The 19454-nt window shown below is 59.7% G+C and carries 22 protein-coding genes and 1 riboswitch; of the genes, 4 read left to right on the forward strand and 18 right to left on the reverse strand.

Features of this window, described 5'->3' with window-relative positions:
• Window position 1 precedes the first annotated feature (1 nt).
• From pduU to pduA, 18 genes are read right to left on the reverse strand one after another with little or no spacing between them, the layout of a single operon-like run.
• Window positions 2-352 carry a propanediol utilization microcompartment protein PduU gene (gene pduU / locus ACE3MN_RS04925; RefSeq protein ID WP_000441103.1) on the reverse strand — a complete coding sequence of 117 codons (351 nt, stop codon included), beginning with the start codon at window positions 350-352 and terminating at the stop codon, window positions 2-4.
• On the reverse strand, window positions 352-906 hold the full coding sequence (pduT, locus tag ACE3MN_RS04930; protein WP_004124543.1) for a propanediol utilization microcompartment protein PduT: 555 nt from the start codon (window positions 904-906) through the stop codon (window positions 352-354). The genes pduU and pduT overlap by 1 nt, the downstream gene beginning before the upstream one ends.
• Before the next feature lie 2 nt (window positions 907-908).
• On the reverse strand, window positions 909-2264 hold the full coding sequence (gene pduS, locus ACE3MN_RS04935) for a cobalamin reductase PduS (protein ID WP_049131153.1): 1356 nt from the start codon (window positions 2262-2264) through the stop codon (window positions 909-911).
• Window positions 2261-3373 (reverse strand): 1-propanol dehydrogenase PduQ, encoded by a 1113-nt coding sequence (gene pduQ, locus ACE3MN_RS04940; RefSeq protein WP_049131152.1) that lies wholly within the window; start codon window positions 3371-3373, stop codon window positions 2261-2263. The genes pduS and pduQ overlap by 4 nt, the downstream gene beginning before the upstream one ends.
• 11 nt (window positions 3374-3384) lie before the next feature.
• The gene (gene pduP, locus ACE3MN_RS04945) at window positions 3385-4776 is read right to left on the reverse strand and encodes a CoA-acylating propionaldehyde dehydrogenase PduP (RefSeq protein WP_004133639.1); all 1392 of its coding nucleotides are present in this window, start codon (window positions 4774-4776) and stop codon (window positions 3385-3387) included.
• Window positions 4773-5783, reverse strand: coding sequence for a two-domain cob(I)yrinic acid a,c-diamide adenosyltransferase PduO (pduO, locus tag ACE3MN_RS04950; protein WP_064343162.1), 1011 nt, complete (start codon window positions 5781-5783; stop codon window positions 4773-4775). Before pduO ends, pduP begins: the two co-directional genes overlap by 4 nt.
• 9 nt (window positions 5784-5792) lie before the next feature.
• Window positions 5793-6068, reverse strand: coding sequence for a propanediol utilization microcompartment protein PduN (pduN, locus tag ACE3MN_RS04955; protein WP_004133641.1), 276 nt, complete (start codon window positions 6066-6068; stop codon window positions 5793-5795).
• Window positions 6069-6071: 3 nt separating this feature from the next.
• The gene (pduM, locus tag ACE3MN_RS04960; RefSeq protein ID WP_049090122.1) at window positions 6072-6563 is read right to left on the reverse strand and encodes a microcompartment protein PduM; all 492 of its coding nucleotides are present in this window, start codon (window positions 6561-6563) and stop codon (window positions 6072-6074) included.
• Window positions 6560-7192 (reverse strand): phosphate propanoyltransferase, encoded by a 633-nt coding sequence (locus ACE3MN_RS04965; protein ID WP_049090121.1) that lies wholly within the window; start codon window positions 7190-7192, stop codon window positions 6560-6562. The genes pduM and ACE3MN_RS04965 overlap by 4 nt, the downstream gene beginning before the upstream one ends.
• A complete protein-coding gene (locus ACE3MN_RS04970; RefSeq protein WP_098067190.1) occupies window positions 7192-7674 on the reverse strand; it encodes a BMC domain-containing protein in 483 nt (160 codons plus the stop codon). The genes ACE3MN_RS04965 and ACE3MN_RS04970 overlap by 1 nt, the downstream gene beginning before the upstream one ends.
• A 3-nt stretch (window positions 7675-7677) precedes the next feature.
• Window positions 7678-7953: a propanediol utilization microcompartment protein PduJ gene (pduJ, locus tag ACE3MN_RS04975; RefSeq protein ID WP_001057755.1), complete on the reverse strand. Its 276-nt coding sequence runs from the start codon at window positions 7951-7953 to the stop codon at window positions 7678-7680.
• Between the two features lie 19 nt (window positions 7954-7972).
• Window positions 7973-8323 carry a propanediol dehydratase reactivase beta subunit PduH gene (pduH, locus tag ACE3MN_RS04980; protein ID WP_049090120.1) on the reverse strand — a complete coding sequence of 117 codons (351 nt, stop codon included), beginning with the start codon at window positions 8321-8323 and terminating at the stop codon, window positions 7973-7975.
• The gene (gene pduG / locus ACE3MN_RS04985; protein ID WP_049090119.1) at window positions 8313-10145 is read right to left on the reverse strand and encodes a propanediol dehydratase reactivase alpha subunit PduG; all 1833 of its coding nucleotides are present in this window, start codon (window positions 10143-10145) and stop codon (window positions 8313-8315) included. The genes pduH and pduG overlap by 11 nt, the downstream gene beginning before the upstream one ends.
• A gap of 15 nt (window positions 10146-10160) precedes the next feature.
• Entirely contained in the window at window positions 10161-10682 is a 522-nt protein-coding gene (gene pduE, locus ACE3MN_RS04990) for a propanediol dehydratase small subunit PduE (RefSeq protein ID WP_004133648.1), read from the reverse strand.
• Window positions 10683-10696: 14 nt separating this feature from the next.
• Window positions 10697-11356 carry a propanediol dehydratase medium subunit PduD gene (gene pduD / locus ACE3MN_RS04995; RefSeq protein ID WP_004124509.1) on the reverse strand — a complete coding sequence of 220 codons (660 nt, stop codon included), beginning with the start codon at window positions 11354-11356 and terminating at the stop codon, window positions 10697-10699.
• Between the two features lie 10 nt (window positions 11357-11366).
• The gene (pduC, locus tag ACE3MN_RS05000) at window positions 11367-13031 is read right to left on the reverse strand and encodes a propanediol dehydratase large subunit PduC (protein ID WP_004124506.1); all 1665 of its coding nucleotides are present in this window, start codon (window positions 13029-13031) and stop codon (window positions 11367-11369) included.
• 18 nt (window positions 13032-13049) lie between these two features.
• Complete coding sequence (pduB, locus tag ACE3MN_RS05005; protein ID WP_004133650.1) at window positions 13050-13862, reverse strand: propanediol utilization microcompartment protein PduB; 813 nt, start codon at window positions 13860-13862, stop codon at window positions 13050-13052.
• Complete coding sequence (gene pduA, locus ACE3MN_RS05010; protein ID WP_001183618.1) at window positions 13859-14143, reverse strand: propanediol utilization microcompartment protein PduA; 285 nt, start codon at window positions 14141-14143, stop codon at window positions 13859-13861. Before pduA ends, pduB begins: the two co-directional genes overlap by 4 nt.
• A gap of 524 nt (window positions 14144-14667) precedes the next feature.
• Between pduA and pduF the strand changes: the two genes are divergently transcribed.
• The 4 genes from pduF to cbiB all read left to right on the forward strand — a co-directional run bounded on the left by pduF (window position 14668) and on the right by cbiB (window position 19447).
• Window positions 14668-15468: a propanediol diffusion facilitator PduF gene (gene pduF / locus ACE3MN_RS05015; protein ID WP_004105118.1), complete on the forward strand. Its 801-nt coding sequence runs from the start codon at window positions 14668-14670 to the stop codon at window positions 15466-15468.
• 188 nt (window positions 15469-15656) lie between these two features.
• Entirely contained in the window at window positions 15657-16568 is a 912-nt protein-coding gene (gene pocR / locus ACE3MN_RS05020; RefSeq protein WP_004133653.1) for a transcriptional regulator PocR, read from the forward strand.
• 287 nt (window positions 16569-16855) lie between these two features.
• Window positions 16856-17024, forward strand: a riboswitch (cobalamin riboswitch).
• A gap of 87 nt (window positions 17025-17111) precedes the next feature.
• Window positions 17112-18491, forward strand: coding sequence for a cobyrinate a,c-diamide synthase (locus tag ACE3MN_RS05025; protein ID WP_049085269.1), 1380 nt, complete (start codon window positions 17112-17114; stop codon window positions 18489-18491).
• Window positions 18488-19447, forward strand: a complete 960-nt coding sequence (cbiB, locus tag ACE3MN_RS05030) for an adenosylcobinamide-phosphate synthase CbiB (protein WP_082237685.1) — start codon at window positions 18488-18490, stop codon at window positions 19445-19447. The genes ACE3MN_RS05025 and cbiB overlap by 4 nt, the downstream gene beginning before the upstream one ends.
• The last annotated feature ends 7 nt before the right edge of the window (window positions 19448-19454 follow it).

Raw genomic sequence — 19454 nt, forward strand, 5'->3', positions numbered from 1 at the left:
GCTACGTCCGGGTTATTGAGCAGGTAGTAAACTGCATCATCTCGCCCAGGGTGCGCGTCACCTGCTTGAGGGCATATTCCACGGCGGAAACGTCGCCGGTCAGCACCACGGCGCCGGTAAAACGGTCGAGAAAACCGATCTCCACCGCGCCGGATTTGGTGGCGATATCGCAGGCGATAATCGACGCCTCGCTGGGTGTAATGGTGAGGATGCCAATGGCGGAAACCGCATCCTGCAGACCGAGCTTCTTAAAGAGATCTTTCCCTGGATTGGCAATCAGGTGCGCGAGGGTGACCTGTTTCCCCGGCACGTACTCCTGAATCATGCGATCCGTTGTCGGCTGTCTTTCCATTATCCCTCCACCATCTGTCGCCACATCGCTTCATGCGGGCGCGGGATCACCGAACGATAAACCAGCAGCCCTTTTTCGCCTGCGCTTTCGCTGGCAACCGTAACCGCGTTATTGACGTCGGAAACGTCGCCCGCCACCACCATGTAGCATTTACCGCCGATGCCGAAGGCCATATGCACCCGCACCAGGGTGACGTTTGAGCCTTTTACCGCCCGATCGGCGGCGCTGATGCAGGCCGCAACGCTCCAGGTTTCAACGATGCCGACCGCCTGGCGCTTGTCCACGCTGTTCAGGCCGCTGATGGCCGGCAGTACGCTGGGGTGAATATTCGCCAGCACCAGGCTGTCGACGAGCATTTCGCCGGCCTGCGACGCGCCGGTTTCAATGGCCTGTTGGATAGCGCCGATATCCCCGCCGAGCATCAGCAAAAACTTACCCGGACAGATAGTCTTGCTGACCAGCAGATTGACGTTGGCGCTTTTCAGCATCGCATCGCCGAGCTCCATTCCTTTGGCAATGCTGGTGAGTTCTAAAATTCCTATAGCCTGAGACATGGTTAACCTCTTACCACCGTGATGGCCTGTTCGCTGATGGCCGCAACCACGCCGTCGATGCTGGCGTGAATCGGCGCGCCTAACGCGCCTGCCGGGATATCGGCAACGCATTGCCCGCGCGTGACGCTTTCTCCCACTGCAACGTTGGCTACCGCGCTGGCGCCGATATGCTGGCGCAGCAGCAACGTTACGGTTTCGACCGCCGGTTCGTCTTCCACCAGCGGCGCCTCCTGATACCAGGGGCTTAGCCCCAGTTTGGCGATCAGCCGCTTCACCGGCACCAGGCGATACTTCGCCATCTCATCGGCCGGATAGAGCGGCCCTTCGTAGCGCTGGTTTTGCGCCCGCAGCTCGCGTTTCAGCATCCGGTTGATGCGCATCGGCGAGATCCCCACCGGGCAGGCCACGCTTTCGCAGACGTTGCATTCCGAGCAGGTGAGGGCGCTCAGCAGCAGCTGCGGCGTGGCGGCCTGGTGAAAGTTCACCGCCCGCACCAGCAGGTGCGGAGAGAGTTCGTGGCCGATCAGATGTCGCGGGCAGAGATCGGTACACAGTCGGCACTGCTCGCAGACGGTGCGGGCGACGGAAAGTACCGTGCGCTCATCCTGCATCCGCCGCTGAATAAGCGGATGGCTTTTCGGCAGCACCAGCAGGCCGCCGGTGGTTTTGGTCACCGGATTATCGAGAGAGGTAATCAGCCCGCCCATCATCGGGCCGCCGTTAATAAAACCGGGGTCGTCGACCGTCGCGCCGCCCGCCAATGCCAGCACTTCGCGCAGCGGCATGCCGATAGGAACGGTGACGGTCAGCGGCCTGGCGACTGCGCCGTTAACGGTCAGCGTTCGGCGGGTGACCGGAAACTGCTGTTCGACCGCGCGGGCAATGTTAAGGACCGTTTGTACGTTATTGACCACCACGCCAACGCTGGCCGGCAGCGCGGCGGGCGCGACCCGGCGGCCGGTCGCTAGCCAGATAGTCAGCACCTCATCGCCCGCCGGATAGACATCCGGCAGAATATGCAGGCGGATACCGGCAGGCAGCAGCGGGGTGAGGGCGTCGATAGCCCGGCGGTACTTCTCTTTCAGGGCGATCACCCCTTCGCGCGCGCCGGTTGCCGTCATTGCGTACTGCACGCCGCGGACAAGGCGCGAAGCCTGCTGCCACATCAGCTGCTGGTCGACCTTGAGCATCGGTTCGCACTCGGCGGCGTTGACCAGGAAAATCTCTACCTGCGCCTGTAGCTTCACGTGGGCGGGAAATCCCGCGCCCCCCGCGCCGACCACGCCCGCCGCGCGAACGCGCTCGCGGATGTCATCGGCGCTCAGGGCCATTTCAACAGCGTTGACGGCGCGACTCATAGCAGTTCCTCCAGCAGTTCCCGAATCTCCTCGGTGCTGGCCGGGCGAGGATTGGTGCGTAGCGTGACGTCAGCCAGCGCGGCCTGCACCATGGCCGGAATACGCGCGGAAAACTCAGAGCGTCCTTCTTTCAGCGCGATCGCCAGTGACGGCAGCGCGCAGCGTTGCTTGAGTCGTTCGATTTGCTGGATCAGGGCATTGATCGCCGTGACGTCGTTGGCCTCTGCCGGGCAAAATCCACAGGCTTTGGCCAACCGCGCGTAGCGTTTGCCAGCACGGGGAACAGCGGCGTTAAAGCGGATAACCGTGGTTAACAGCAGCGCGTTGGCCAGGCCGTGCGGCAGATGAAACTGTCCGCCAAGCTGGTGGGCGATGGCGTGGTTAAGCCCCAGCCCCGCCTGGCTGAACGCCATGCCGGCGAGCGTCGAGGCGTTGTGCATTTTCCCGCGCGTCGCCACGCAGTCGCCTTTTTCCACCGCGGTGGGCAGATACTGAAACACCAGTTTGGCGGCTTTTTCCGCCAGCGCGTCGGTAAAGTCGCTGGCGTGCGGAGAGACCCACGCCTCCAGCGCGTGAGTTAACACGTCCATGCCGGTGTTGGCCGTAATCTGCGGCGGCACGCTGACCACCAGTTCCGGATCAAGGATCGCCATATCCGGGTACAGCGCGTTGTTGAACAGCGGGTACTTGATGCCTTTATCCGGGTCGCTAATCACGCAGGCGCTGGTCACTTCTGAACCGGTACCGCTGGTGGTCGGTATCGCCACGCAGGTTTCGATGCTGATGCCGCTCTGCTGGCTGAACCAGACGATAGCTTTCGCCGCATCCATTGCCGATCCGCCGCCGAAGCCGATGACCACCTGCGGTTGCAGGGCCTGCATTTGCGCAATGCCCTGTACCACGGTGTGGATAGTGGGGTCCGGGGTTATCTCGCTAAAGACGCTAATGCGGTTATCTGCGGGCAACGCGTTGCGCAGGGTCTCCAGCAGCGGCGAGCGCGCAAGAAAGCCATCGCAGATAATCCAGATGTGCTTGTTGGTAAAGCGCTTGAGCGCCGCCAGGCTCCCCTGACCGCTGTACAACCGCGTTTGTAGTGAGAAAGTCTTCATCGCGACCTCGGTTAGCGAATGGAAAAGCCGTTGGTCAGCACGCAGCGACGGGAACGGGCAAACGTACGCGCCGAGGTTGTTCCTTCTCCGGTTGGCGTGGCGATAGTAAAGGTGGTAAAGCCTTCTCCACCGACGCCGATCCCGGCATAAGAGGGGCCGTTCTTAACGAATATCGAGGTTTGCAGAGTGCGGGCCGCGAGGTTCAGGCGCGAGACGTTTTGCGAGTGCATAATGGCGGTATGGTGCAGGCCTTCTTCAACCTTCAGCGCCAGCGCCAGCGCGCTATCGAAATCGCTGACTTTGACCACCGGCAGCATCGGCATCAGCTGTTCGCTGGTGACCCACGGATCGTCAGCGTTGACGATAGCGATCAGCAGGCGCGGCGCTTTCGCCGGAACGGCGATCCCGGCGGCTTCCAGCATCGCCGATGGGCTTTTGCCGACCAGCTTCTTATTGGCCAGGCCTTCAGGCAGGCAGGCGGCGCGGAGTTTATCGGTATCGGCCGGGCTCAGCAGCAGCGCGCCGAAGGCTTGCATTTGTTGCACCAGACGTTCGGCGACGCTCTCCACCACAATCAGGCTCTTCTCGGCAATGCAGGGCAGGTTGTAATCGAACGAGGCGCCGTTGATGATATCCTCCGCCGCTTTGACCAGATCCGCCGTTTCATCGACGATGCAGGGCGGGTTGCCCGCGCCGGCGCCAATCACTTTTTTACCGCTCTTCATGCCCATTGCCACAATGCCGGGGCCGCCGGTAATAGCGAGGACCGCAATGCGCGGATGGGCCATCATCTGCTGGGTGGCTTCAAACGTCGGTTCCGCCACGGTGACCACCAGGTTGCGAATGCCGCAGCAGCGGAAGGCAATCTCTTCAATCAGGCTGATGAGCTTGAGTGAGACCTTTTTCGCCCCCGGATGCGGGCTGAAGTAGACGCTGTTGCCCGCCGCCAGCATGCTGATGCTGTTGTTGATGATGGTCTCCGTTGGGTTGGTGCTCGGCGCGACCGACCCGATTACGCCAAACGGCGAATATTCAAACAGCACCATTCCGCCGTCGCCGGTCAGCGCGGTGGTGGTGAGATCTTCCACGCCGGGGGTGTTGTCCAGCGCAGCCTTGTTTTTCAGGTATTTGTCTTCTTTGTTGCCCATGCCCGTTTCATTGGCGCTCTCTTCCGCCAGCGCGGCCAGCAGCGGCGTCAGCTCCTGGCGCATTGCGCTGATGATGGCGCTGCGGGTTTTCAGCGGGCACTGCTGATAACGTAAGAACGCCTGGTGCGCAGCGTCGATAGCCTCGCTGACGGACTGAAATATCCCTTTGCCCTGCGGCTGCTCCGGCGTTTGCGCCGGGGTTAACTGTTCGCTAAGAATGGTGCGAATAAGGGTTTCGAGTTCAGAAGTATTCATTGATGAGTTCCCACGTTAATGGCCGCGATGGCGGTCCGTGCTATGTCCATGTCCTGCTCAACGCTGCCGCCGCTGATGCCAAGACCCCCGATTAATAAGCCGTCGCGCCACAGGGCGTAACCGCCGCCAAAGGTGACCACTTTTCCCTGCAAATGCGTTTCGAGGCCATAAAGCGCGGCGCCCGGCTGAACCACATCGTTCAGCTCATGGGTCGCCGTTTTCATCGCCACCGCGGTCCAGGCCTTTTTCGGCGCCAGTTCGCTGCTGACCAGCAGGGCGTCCGGCATCCGCCAGGTCACGGTTTCGGTGCCGTGGGCGTCAACGATGCTGATCACCACCGGCACCTGTAGCTGCTGCGCGCGCTCGACGGCGGCGCGGGTGAGCTGGTGTAGATCGTGGAATGAGAGGGCCACGGGCGTCGTCTCCTTGCTGCGGCTCGGCTGGCTGGCGGCCAGATAGCGCCGGCTTATTTCACGGATAAGGTTGTTCTGGTGCGCGTCGCTATCTTCGGCGCGGGCCAGGGCGTACAGGCAGTCTGATAAGCGATTGATGTAGCGCATCAGCACCTGGCGCACGTTGACTTCCGCCGCCAGCTCCACCAGGCGGCGTTCGGCCCGGCGGGCCAGCGTGCGGGCAAAATGCAGGCGGCTCGCGGCTTCGCAGCGGCCGGGTAAAATAAAGCTGTGCAGCGGTTCAACGCGGGCCATGGCCCGATCGATGGCGGCTTCCAGGGCGGAAATCTCTTCGCTGCTGATGTAGCGCTGTTTAGGCGACGGCCGTTCGCTGTCGCTGGCCAGTTCCGCGCTAAACCAGAAAATTTGCTGCTGGATGGCCTCGAGCAGGGCGCGGTGGTTTTCATCCGCGGCGGCGCAGGCGCACAGGCTCAGCGCGGCGTTCAGCTCGTCCAGCGTGCCGTAGGCTTCAACCCGCGGGTGGGTTTTGCTCACCCGCTGGCCGGTAAAGAGTGAGGTGGTGCCAGCGTCACCCGTTCGGGTATAAATCGCCATAGTCGCTCCTTAACGTGAAAGCGTATCGACAATGCCGACAACGGCGAGGTCGATGGCCTCGTTTGGTCCGGAAAAAACGTGCCTGGCGCTGGAGCCGCCGCTGAGCAGAACCAGCTCGCCGACGCCTGCGCCGACGGAGTCCACGGCGACTTCATCGCCGGAGGTGGGCGAGGCGGGAAGTTCGCCATCGGCGCTGACCCGCCGCACCAACAGAAGCTTTTTCCCGACCAGGGAAGGCGATTTTTGCGTGGAGACAACCGCGCCCGTGACTCGTGCCAGATGCATGATTTACTCCTGCTTAATTAATTGAATATTCCGCGCGCGCGCCGCGTCGCGCGCCAGGGCGGTCACGAGGCATTTGCGCTGAATAACCAGACGCCCCTGACCCAGCGGCGCGACGTCGCGATAGCTGAGCACCGAACCTGCGTGCAGAACCAGCGGCAGCCCGCGTTCATCGGCAAAGGTCAGCGGCAGGCGAGCCAGTTTTTTAACCGGGATAACCGGCAGCAGCTGGCCGTGCAGGGTGAGCTGCACGCGGATGCCGAAAGCCAGCGCGTCGTGAATGTTGCTGGCGGCGGCATCGTCGGTGTCCGCCTCCGCCAACTGGTTCAGCAGCGGCAGGTCGACGAGCAGAACGCGCAGCGACGCGTGCTGGCAGAACAGACTCCGGCAGTCGGCATCACGTAGCTGCGCCACGCTCAACGTCGCCGTGCTTTCGGCGCGCCGCTGCAGCCGGGAGACGATCGTCTCCACAATGCGCTGCAGAAGTTCGCCGTTCATCGCGGGCCTACCAGCCGGGCAAAGGCCTGCGGGCTATCGGCTCCAGCGGCGTTAGCCTCATCGGTATCAATGTGCATTTCGAGGCGCATGTCCGGCGAAACGCGAACCGCCACGTTGTTGAAGATCAGCCCGCGATCGTCGCCTTCAATGGCCACCGACACTCTGTCGCCGTGGGCGACCCGCAGGATCAGCGCATCGAGCGGCGACATATGAATATGCCGTTGTGCGACGATAACCCCTGACGTCAGCTCCAGCTCGCCAAAAGGGCTGACCAGGCGGATGCCCGGCGTGCCCTTCAGGTTGCCGGACATTCTCAGCGGCGCCGCAACGCCCAGGGTTCTGGCATCGGTACGCGAGATTTCCACCTGGCTTACCGAGCGCAGTGGGCCGAGCAGGCGTACATTTTTCAGCTGCCCCTTTGGCCCCACCAGAGTGACGGTTTGCTCCGCGGCGTACTGTCCCGGCTGCAGCAGCGCTTTTTTCTCGCTGATAGGATGGCCGGGGAACAGGCGTTCGTAATCCGCCGCGGACAGATGGATATGACGATTTGAAACCCCCAGCGGGATGGGCCGCAGGCGCATCTCGTCGAGAACTTTACTGACCGTTGATTCCAGAAGCTGTTTATCCATTACGCCTCACCTCGCTTGCCGGGATGAATGCAAAGCGAGCGCGGCTCGCCTTTCTGGCGCGGACATTTCGGGTCCAGACACAGGTTGCAGCTAACCAGCCCCTGTTCCTGCGGGAGCTCTTCTGCTGGCGCTTCAGAAACGACATCCGTCGTTTCTGACTCTTCAGGCTCAGGTTGCATGACGGAGAGCGGGGGCGTCTGCGCGCGCAGGATCCCTTCTCCTGGCCTGGCGATGACTTTGTGGGCCACCAGGCCGTTTCGCTGTTCGGCAAACTGCGCACCGGTGGTGATAGCCGCCTGCACGGAGGCCACATCACCGGTAATTTTAATCACCGTCCAGCCTGAACCATTGGTCTTTTCGAGGGCGACCAGCGTGATAGAAGCGGATTTCGCCATGATATCGGCGCAGCTGATAGCCAGTGCCAGACCACAAACTTCAAGTAATCCCAGTGATTGCTTCACGCGGTGCTCCTTATTCGCCATCAATCAGGCTGATTTCGGTAAAATGGCCTCAACGTCGCTGTGCGGACGCGGGATCACGTGGCAGGATTTCACTTCACCCACCACGCTTGCCGCCGCGCTGCCCGCGTCCACCGCCGCTTTAACCGCGCCGACGTCGCCGCGAACCATCACGGTCACCAGACCCGAGCCAATTTTTTCGTAGCCAACCAGCTGCACGTTGGCGGATTTCACCATGGCGTCGGCGGCTTCAATAGCGCCCACCAACCCTTTTGTTTCAACCAGTCCCAGTGCGTTATTCATTCTGCCGTTCTCCTGTTGCTTAGCGATTCAGATCCCGGAAAGGGATCCCTTTGACCAGCCGTGCCGCGTTATTTCCGGTGTTACGATGGGCCTGACTGTCCTGATGATGCATCAGCGTAAAAAGCGGCGCCGATGCGGGTAAATTCTTGTAGTGCACGACCAGCGTATGGCGGTCGCAGGCGATGCCCACCAGCAGCGGCGAGCTGCGCGCCGCCTGCCAGGCGCTGTCCACGACTTCTCCGGCCGGATGATGCTGAAGCAGGAAAGGGATGCCTTCCTCTTCAATGCCCAGCAGCACTTCGCGCCACAGGCCGTCGCAGCTGGCGATGGCGGTAATGACGATGGCCGGGGCGCTGTGATTACTGTCCATGCGCGAACTCCTTGTGCCAGGAGAGAATCAGCCCGGTGGCCACCGCGTTTCTCGGGCCTTCGCTGCCGCGAATATTTCCGCGCCCGGCAACCAGGCGGTAGTGCGCCAGCGCATCGGTGACCAGCTGCGGGACTTCGAAATCCAGCGACGAACCGCCCACCAGCACCACGAACGGAATATCGCGAATGTTGCCGGTGGGGCTGACCTGACGCAGCGCGCGCAGGGCGTTGGTGACAAAGACCCGCTCTTTGGCGCTACGGCGAATGGCACGCACTTTTTCCAGCGCTAAGTCGCCGGGCAGCGGCACCAGTTCGTCCGGCTTTACCACGCAGACGCGGGCGAAGACGGCCGGGGGCAGCGGCGTAGAGAAAAACTGCACGCTGCCGTCCTCGTGGCGCAAATGGAACAGGCTTTCCACCTTAGCCAGCGGGAACTTCTTGATCTCTTCCGCCAGATAGCGGTCCTCCAGCCCCAGCTCACGGGCAATGATCATCGTCACCATATCGCCTGCTCCGGCGAGGTGGGTGGCGATGATTTCGCCTTTAGGGTTGATGATGGAGGCATCGGTGGAGCCCGCGCCGAGGTCGAGGATCGCCAGCGGTCGGGTGGTGCCCGGCGTGGTCAGCGCGCCCAGGATGGCGGCTTCGGCCTCGGCGCCGCCGATCTGCACGTCGATATTGAGCTTCTGCTCAATCTCGCGGGCGATCATCGCCATCTGCAGGCGATCCGATTTCACCATCGAGGCGATGCCGACGGCCTGCTCCAGCGAGAACTCCCCAGCCAGTCCGCCGGTGACGCTCACCGGTACCGAGGTATCGACGGCCAGCAGATCCTGAATGAAAATCTCGCTGCTCGGCTTGTTGGTCAGCTCGGCCATGGTCTGGCGCACGTGCTCCAGCATGCCGCCGATATTGGTGCCGGACTCACCGGTGACGTTATCGAGCCTGCCGCAGCCGTCGACCGCTTTCATGATGGCCTCGGCGCCGGCGGCGACATCCACGCGCACGCTGCGCCCCTGGGCCAGCAGCGCCAGGTTACCGGCGGGGATCGCCCGCGCTTTAACGTCGCCGGATGGCGTTTTGACCACCACGGCGGAACGATTGCCAATCAGCGCCCGGGCCATCGGGACGATGTTTTTGGTCTCCTCGGCGTTGAGGTTGAATACGGTGGCGATACCGTAAGGGTTGGAGAGGGTTTCGATAACCTTCCCCGGGACGGCGACCTCAATCGCCGCCAGCATTCCCAGCGGAATGCGGTCGATGTACAGCACTTCGTCAACGATCGGCAGCGGTTTTTCCAGCCGGTTGCTGACCAGCACGCCATCGTCGCGTTGCAAAATGACGCCGGTAATCTGATACCCGGCGCGCAGGGAGGCGTTGATAACGTTCGCGATATCGGCAAAATCGAAGGCCGATGACACCACCAGGATATAGGGGGCCTCCGCCGGGCGGGTTAACAGCTCCTGCGGCGTAATAGTGATGCCAACGCCAAGCCCCACGCCGCCGGGCGTTTTCGGGTTATGGCCGATCATGGTCGATTCGGTGATGATGGTTTCGGTAATGGTTTCCATCGCCACATCGCCAATCACCGGCGTGGCTTCGTTAATGCGAATGAGCGAAATATCGCCGACGCCGATCCCGGCGCGCTTTGCCACGAGGGCAAGCGCTTCCTGGATCCCGAACACGTTACGCAACGTGCCTTTGATCCCGGTGGTTTCCGCTAGCGCGCTATGCGTAATCGTCAGCGCGCCAGCCTCATCCAGAGTCGCCAGGGCGACTTCCGTCGATGAGTTGCCGATATCAATGCCAGCTATATATCGCATCACCGCCCCCTGTAGTTAATCGTCGCCTTTGAGTTTTTTACGCTCGACGTACAGCGTTGCCGCTTCGCGAACGAAAGCTGCGCAAATCTTCGCCTGATAGCGGCTTTCGAGATCGTCGGCGATAGCGAGCAGCTCCTCTTTCGTTGAACGGTAGGGGCGAAGGGCGTTGTAGATTTCAAGAATGCGATCGTCCGGTACCGCGGTCAGCTCGGCGGCGCGTTCGAAGTTCATCGCCAGCCGGTCGCGACCCGCGTCTTTGGCGATCGACGCCTGTAAGCGCAGGGTTTCCGGGGTAATACGCATATCCTGAGCGGTGACTTTATTGCTCAGCACGTTTTCCAGCGTAAAGTCGTCCAGCGTTTTATTGGTGGCGGTTTTCACCCATTCCGGGTGCTTGTTCGCCAGCGGGTAGTCGCTGACCCTGGCGCTACGGGATGCGCCGCCAGCCGCCGGAGCCGCCGCTGGCGCCTCGCCCTGCAGGCTGTTCATGCGGCTCAATACGTCGCGAACCATCGATTCAATTGCGTCGGTATTCATGGAGTTATCCTTTATCAAAGCGCCACGCGCAGTTCCTGCGGGTTTTTACCCGTCACCACGTACTTGGTCTCTTTAATGTGCAAAATGGCCGATTTCGCCTGGTACTTCGGCCGCGCCATCTGGTCATTCAGCGTCGGGACCGGCTGCGGCGATTCGCGTTTCGCATAGCGGGCGGCGTTCTTACCAATCTGACGGTAGGTGTCCAGGGTCAGCAGCGGCGCCTGTGGGAACAGCTCCAGGTTGGAGAGCGGCGGCAGCCCCTGCTGGTGGATAACCGTTGTGCCTTTCGACTGGATGCCGATAGAGATGCCGGAGCCGCTCAGGCGATTGCCCTCAACGGCGACGAAGGCCACGTCGGAGGATTTAAAGCAGCGAATCACGCGCGCTTTAATGCCTTCTTCTTCAATACCAGCAATCACTTCGCGCAGAATGCTTTTGTGCGGGATGCCGACGATATTGACGGTCTGCGCCAGGCCGAACGCCGGGCCGACGGCGATAATCACTTCGTCCTGCTGGGTTCCCTGGCGTGCTTCGCCCACTTCGGTCAGGAAACCGTCGCCAGCAGGCGCAGCGGAGGCCGCCGGCGCATTAAACGAGACCGGTTTATCGCTGCCCTTCATTTCGCTAAGCACGTCTTCAATTATCTGGCGCAGCAATTTTTCATTAATTTCCATTTCTCACCCCTTAATCAATCTCGTTGGGATCAAGAGCGCCAGGGATGTTTTTAATCTCTTCCCAGCGTTCGCCCTGCAGGCGATAGCCCGTTGCCGGACCGGCATAATCGTTAACGTCGTTGACGGCTGACAGCACCTGTCCGTCGCCGACGATAATCGCGGAGGTATGCAGATAGTCCCCGGTCAGCTTGGCCTTCTGGATGTTGAGCATGTCCTGGGCCACGTCGGTAAACCCGCCCTGCGCCAGCGCTTTCACCACTTCCAGACCGTTGCGGTTTTGATTGATGATTTCCTGGGCGAACTTGATGTCTTCGACGATATTGCGCTCCGGCATATCTTTCGAACCGTGGGCGTAGGTCGCGGCTTCAACTTCTTCATCGGTAATCGGCGGCAGCCCCATTCCGGCAAATACGGCCTGCAGCGCGCGGGCGGCTTTGTTACGGATGGCGATGACGTCCTCTTCACGCACCGGACGCAGACCGCCGTCCACCTTCAGGTCGCGCTGGATAACGTTGTAGTCGTCAAAGTCTTCGGCATCTTCGTTGGAGCCAGCGAACATGTTGTCGTAGTTCGGCACCGCGGAATAACCGGAAGAGATGAAGTCGGTTCCCGGCAGGAACTGCATCAGCAGACGTGCGGTGCGACGCATATCGGAGTGGGTAAAGGTCTGGTCGTTACTGGAGGCGCATTCCAGATCCAGCGACGAGCAGATCAGGTTTTCCGCCAGCACCGCGCGAATGCCTGACGGCACCGCGGACGGCACGCCGATGCAGCTTACCGAGCCGTTTTGCAGCCCCTGAACGCCGGCGGCTTTGGTGATGTAGATGCAGCGCGCTTCCAGATAAAGCATGGATTTGCCTTCGGCGTAGCCCATCTGCACTTCCGAGCCGGAGCCGGAGGTGAAGCGCATTTTCAGGCCGCGAGAGGCGTAGGACGAGGCCAGGAAGCCCTTCGACCACGGCGTGTCGTCGCCATCGGTAAAGACCGGCTCGGTGCCGTAGACGGAGATGGTTTCGGCGTAGCAGGTATGGCCCAGCATGCCAAGCTTCAGCTCGGTGGCTTCTTCCAGCGAGCACTGAGTCAGCACGCCCGGACGGCCTACCTGCGAGCCCACCAGCAGCGCGATGGCGTTGAACGGCGCATAGCGCGCTACCGCAACGGTGGTTTCCTGTTCGTCAAATCCGCGCCATGCGCCTTCGGCGGCGTCGGCGGCAATTTGTACCGGGTTATCTTTGACGTTGGTGACGTGGGCCTGCTGGGACGGGGTGCGGCGGGCGCGCATTTTCTGCATCGCCATCATCATCTCGACCACGTTCATATGCGAAACCACTTCGACGATTTTCGCCGGCGTCATCGCGGTGGTCAGCGGGACGATTTCGCTGCGTTTGACGTTCGGATCGCACAGCATATTGGCCAGCTTGACCGAATCCATCGCCATCACTTCTTCAGCGCGGTTCAGATTGATGCCGTAGCGGGCGATAAAGTGGTCGATCAGGTCGAATTCGCTTACCGGTTTCCCGTCCAGCTCGGTTACCGCGCCGTTAACGATTTTAATCGACGGTTTCGGGTCGTTCGGGCTTTCCATTGCGATAAAGCCTTCTTCGATCCACTCCTTAACGAAGCCGTCCTGATTCACAGGGCGTTTCGCCAGTGCTTCAAATCTTTTCGATCTCATGAATCAGCCTCGTGGGTATCAGATGTAGGACGGGCGATCGTTTTTCGGTTCAGCACCGAGGGTCGCAAGAACGGTTTTGCCGATTTCGCGCGCCGAGATGACCGCCTGGCGGACCGCGCCGGAGTCGCCGGAAATCACCAGAATGGCTTCGTTACTGAAGCTGGTGCCGTGCGCCGGGGAGCTATAGGCCACGACTTCAACGTTGGCTGACTTCAGCGCGGTATCGGCCATCAGCACGCCAACGGAGGCCGGAGCGCCAACGATGATGCCGCAGGCGCGGCCAATCGGCGCGCCGAACGCTTTTTCCAGGGCGTAGCTGGCGCGAGCGGTGTACTGCAGCTCGATATGCCCGGCTTCGTTGCCGTAAACATCGCCGAAGGTGCGGTCGAGCTCTTTCAGCGCGACTTCGATACCGCGCTTAACGTCGGAAACGTCGTTGCCGCCTAAAATAATCAGCGAACCGTGGCCCGCGCCGCCTTTGGTATCGCGCGGAAGCTCAATGCTGACCACTTCGGTGTTGGTGGCCTTCACCGCTTCATCCGCCGCCATAATGTGCGGGCCAGCGCCGGTGCGGGCGCCGAGAATGCCGATGGAGCGATAGCGTTTTTCCAGCTTCATCGCGTCCAGCAGGGCGGTATCGACGTTGGCGATCACCAGGCCCAGGGTGTCGCCAATGGCGGTCCCGACAAATTCCGTTAAACTGCAGCTTTTTTCTGCCATAGCCGTCTCTCGTATTGGATGGTTTTCAGTAGGGATGGCCTGTTGTTCCGGCGTTGCCACACGGGCAATCACCTGAGCCATGATCTGTTCAACCAGCTCATTGCTGCTCATTGGCTAATTCCCTTCGGTAAGATTTTTTCTACATCGGTGTGAGGGCGTGGGATGACGTGTACGGCTTTCACTTCTCCCACGTTACGTGCGGCGGCGGCACCGGCATCGGTGGCCGCTTTTACCGCGCCAACGTCGCCGCGCACGATGACGGTGACCAGCCCGGAGCCAATTTTTTCATAGCCCACTAACATCACATTGGCTGACTTCACCATTGCATCAGCGGCCTCTATGGCTGCGGTTAAGCCTTTGGTTTCTACCATTCCTAGTGCTTCTTGTTGCATAAAGACCTCGCATGGAGTGTTCCGATAGTTGGGACTATAAGAAGATGCGAGGAAAAAGAATGGCTGACTTGAATTTGATGATGAAAAAATAGTGGGTGTTGGATAATATAAAATTGTCGTTTATAAATTTAATATGATGATTTTATTACCTATTTTTATTTTGTCCTATGTGATTATCTTGTTTTGTATATTCCATATTTACAAATTTGTTCATGACGGATTAAATTTTATCTGCTATGCGAGGAAAACGAATTTGTGATGTTTGTTGGAAAAAGAGGAGTTGGTTTTAGCAATATTTTTGCATGCCAAAGGGACCGGTTAATTACAGAATCTACGCGTCAGCGTAGCTTTTCCGGCTTATTCCATGACAATAATTTGTTATTGATGCCCGAATTTTCCGGGGCCGCCGTCGGCAGGTTGCCAACAATTTGTGGAGCGGAGTTCATATAGTGATGCTCGTTGTACTCTACTGCCAGCAGGAGGTTGGCTGGTCAGGACACGAACTCTGCTAAGAAGGTGTCACCATGAATGATTCGTTAAAAGCGCAATGTACCGCCGAGTTTCTGGGCACCGGGCTATTTTTGTTTTTCGGCATCGGCTGCCTGAGCGCGTTGAAAGTGGCGGGCGCGAGCCTCGGGCTATGGGAAATATGCATTATCTGGGGGCTGGGGATCTCGCTTGCCGTCTATCTGACGTCGGGAATATCCGGCGGCCATCTCAACCCGGCGGTGACCGTGGCTTTATGGCTATTTGCCTGCTTTCCCGGACGTAAAGTTTTCCCCTATATCGTTTCACAGGTCGCAGGCGCCTTTGGCGGCGCGGTGCTGGCCTATGTGCTGTACAGCACTATGTTTACCGAGTTTGAATCCGCCCACCATATCGCTCGCGGCAGCGTAGAGAGCCTGCAGCTGGCGAGTATTTTCAGCACCTACCCGGCGGCGTCGCTGAGCATCTGGCACGCGGCGCTGGTTGAAGTGGTGATCACCTCCATGCTGATGGGGATGATTATGGCGCTGACCGACGACGGCAACGGCGTACCGAAAGGGCCGCTGGCCCCGCTGCTGATCGGCCTGCTGGTGGCGGTGATTGGCGCCTCAACCGGGCCGCTGACCGGCTTCGCGATGAATCCGGCGCGTGATTTTGGACCGAAGCTGTTTACTTGGATGGCGGGCTGGGGCGATATCGCGATGACCGGCGGAAGGGATATTCCGTATTTTATCGTACCGATTATTGCGCCGCTGATCGGCGCCTGCCTCGGCGCGGCGATCTATCGTTATCTGATCGGGAATAACTTACCGTGTAATACCTGTAAATTAGAGGATTAATGTATCGGCTGAAATAGCTAAAAAATTTCATGAACCGGTATCACGAACTGGCCAAAAACGTCTCCCACGGATGGGAGACTTTTGCTATCGTAATATTCTTTTATCGTTGGCGGTAAATGATGATGAAAGGAAGTGAATATTAAAGAAATGTTTTATTTATAACAAAAAATTAACTGAGAGGTTTTATCATGATTTCTGCGAGCACACTGAACTCAGAACTCATTAATAAAATCGCACAGGATTTTGCGCAGGCCACCAGTCTGGCGGTTGTGGTTGTCAATATTCACGGTGATGAAATATCCGAACTGTTTAATTTCACCCCTTTCTGCCAGCTGATGCGCCAGCATCCCCAGCACAGCACCCGCTGCCGAATGAGCGACCGCTGCGGCGGCCTCGAGGCCTCGAAAACCGATGCGCTCTGTATCTACCGCTGCCACGCCGGGTTAACCGATTTTTCCATTCCGCTGGTTATCGCCGGACACCTTGTGGGCTTCGTGCTTTGTGGCCAGGTGCGCTTAAGCAATGACGTTGAGCTGGTGGATATCCTCAACGTCGACGACCGCTGGCAGGCTGACCCCGAGCTGCTTAAAGCGTTCCGCGACGTGCCGGAGATGGACTACTCAAGAGTGATTGCCTCTGCGGATTTACTGAAGCTGATCGTCGAGAACTGCCTGAAAAAGCAGCTTAATTTTGTAGTGATTAAAGACAATCCGCAGCAGCCTGAACCCGCGCGCGCCAGCCGGGCGGTGAGTCCTCACGACAGTAAAATGAAGAAGGCGCTGCGCTACATTGACGCCCATTTATCCGACGAGCTGCGCCTGGAAGACGTCGCCGCCCACGTTTATCTCAGCCCCTACTATTTCAGTAAGCTGTTCAAAAAATATCAGGGAATCGGCTTTAACGCGTGGGTGAACCATCAGCGGATGGTGAGCGCCAAAGAGCTGCTTTGCCACAGCGACTGGAGCATCGCCAGCATCGCGCGAAATTTAGGATTTTCGCAAACCAGCTATTTTTGCAAAGTTTTTCGCCAGGCTTATCAGGTGACTCCGCAGGCCTATCGCCAGCAAATTAACGCCAGATCACAAACTGAGTCAATTTAAATGACAATATTTTGTTATTGCCGATTTTTGATATGTCCGCGTATCTGGCTCATTATAAAATGAAAATATCTCATTCAGAGCAATAAATTGTCATAGCGCAACAAAATAATAATGAGTGAGCGATAAGCTGCACCAGTTTTTATTTATTTGATGGGATAGAGTGATACCTGAAACGATTTTCAGAGCGCCATCGGCGTAATGAAGCATCCTTTGCAAACGACGGGAGTCATCCAGCTTCCGTAAGATGTACATGAAAGCATTCGAGCCGGGCAGTCCCGCTCGAATCACGACGGACTAAACCGACAGGCGCCAGGGAAGGGGGTGTGAATCCCCCGCAGCCCCCGCTGCTGTGATGCTGACGAACCCATATTTAGCCACTGATCCGCTTACCGGATTGGGAAGGATGGGGGAGGACGACGCTAAGCCAGAAGACCTGCCTGTCGGTAATAATCAACAACTTCGGTGGGAAGTGGGTTGCTCAGATGCGTACAGTCGAAAGACTGGGAATGCACGCAGCCCTACCACCCGGCACAGGATCGGGGTATGGCAGCCAGGCAGCACGCATTTATTCTCGCAGGTACCGGCAGCGGTTGTGGTAAAACCACCGTTACGCTTGGCCTGCTCAGCCTGTTGAAGCAGCGCGGCATGCGGGTGCAGCCGTACAAAGTCGGCCCGGACTACCTCGACACCGGCTGGCACACTGCCGTCAGCGGCGTCGCTTCATGCAACCTCGACGGCTTTATGCTCCCGGAACCGGTGCTTAACGCGCTGTTTTGCGAACGGATGCAGCGGGCGGATATCGCGGTTATTGAAGGCGTAATGGGGCTGTATGACGGCTTCGGCGCCGACCCCGGCTACTGCAGCACCGCCGCGATGGCCAAACAGCTCGGCTGTCCGGTTATTCTGCTAGTGGATGGCAAAGCGGTTTCCACCTCTATCGCCGCCACGGTGATGGGATTTCAGCACTTCGACCCCAGCCTGAACATCGCGGGCGTTATCGTCAATCGCGTCAACAGCGAAACCCATTATCAGCTTCTCAAAGGCGCCATTGAACGCTACTGCGGGCTGCCGGTGCTCGGCTACGTACCGCGAGTGGAAGGGGTGGCGTTACCCGAACGCCATCTGGGGCTGGTTACCGCCCGCGAGTCGCTGGTGAACCAGCAGCCGTGGCGCGATTTTGCCCACATGCTGGCGCAAACCCTGGATATTGAAAGACTTCTTACCCTCAGCCAGCTCAGTTCATTACCCGCCGGGGAGTGGCCGCCGCTGCCGCGCTCTGATGCTGGCGCAGGCCTGACGCTGGCGCTGGCCGACGACGAAGCCTTCAACTTTTACTACCCGGATAACCTCACGCTGCTGGAGCGCTGCGGGGTGAATATCGTGCGCTTCAGCCCGCTGCACGATAGCGAGCTTCCTCCGTGCCAGATGATTTGGCTCGGCGGCGGCTATCCGGAAATTCACGCCGCCGCGCTGGCGGCCAATACGCCGATGCTGGCGCAGCTGCAGGAGGCGCACCGACGTGGCGTGGCGATTTACGCCGAATGCGGCGGTCTGATGTATCTCGGCAGCACCCTTGAAGATGCCAGCGGTGAGATCTATCCGATGGCCAACCTTATTCCCGGCCATAGCAAAATGGGCAAACGGCTGACCCGCTTTGGCTACTGCGAGGCGCGGGCGATGCGGCAAACTCTGCTGGCGGCGCCCGGCGAAACCCTGCGCGGGCACGAGTTTCACTACTCGGATTTTACCCCCGAGTCCCCGGCGGTCCTGGCCTGCCGCAAAGTCCGCGACGGCATCACCCTTCAGCAGTGGTCGGGCGGCTGGCAGGTGGGCAACACGTTCGCCAGCTATCTGCACCTGCACTTTGCGCAGCGTCCCATGATGCTTAACCACTGGCTGGCTGCGGCAAGGAGCGCGCTATGACGCTGCTGGCCTGGGGCGTTGCCTGGCTCCTTGATTTTATTATCGGCGATCCGCAGAGCTGGCCGCACCCGGTGCGTTGGATTGGTAACCTGATCGCCGCCGTTCAGCGCGGCGTGCGCCACTACTGTCACAGCGATGTGGCCCTGCGCCTCGGCGGCGCGGTGATGTGGCTGGTGGTGGTCGGGCTGACGTGGGGCGTCTCCTGGGGCGTGCTGACCCTGGCGCAGGCGGTCCATCCGTGGCTTGGCTGGCTGGTTGAAGTATGGATGATTTTCACCGTGCTGGCCGGACGCTGTCTGGCGCAGTCGGCGCGGGACGTAGAGCATCCGCTGCGCGCGGGCGATCTGGCGGAGAGCCGTATCAAACTGTCGTGGATCGTCGGGCGCGACACGTCGCAGCTTGAAGCGCGGCAGATTAACCGCGCGGTGGTGGAGACGGTGGCGGAGAACACCGTCGACGGCATTATCGCGCCGCTCTTCTTTCTGCTGCTGGGCGGCGCGCCGCTGGCGATGGCCTATAAAGCGGTCAATACCCTGGACTCGATGGTTGGCTATAAGCACGAAAAATATCGCGCGATCGGCATGGTCAGCGCCCGCCTCGATGATGTCGCCAACTTTATCCCCGCGCGCCTGAGCTGGCTGCTTATTAGCCTCGCCGCTCTCCTCTGCGGTGAAGCGGGCGGCCGCGCGCTGCGCATCGGCTGGCGCGACCGCTACAACCACAGCAGTCCGAACTGCGGCTGGTCGGAAGCGGCGGTCGCCGGGGCGCTCGGCATCCGGCTTGGCGGCCCTAACGATTATTTTGGTCAGCGCGTGGAGAAGCCGTGGATCGGCGACGCGACGCGCGATATTTCCGTAGACGATATTCCCCGAACGATTCGACTGATGTGGGTGTCTTCGACCCTGGCGCTGGCGCTGTTTATGGCGGTCCGGTACTGGCTGGTCGGCGCAGCCTGAGGACAAA

The sequence above is a fragment of the Klebsiella grimontii genome (assembly GCF_042137965.1).
GTDB lineage: Bacteria > Pseudomonadota > Gammaproteobacteria > Enterobacterales > Enterobacteriaceae > Klebsiella > Klebsiella grimontii.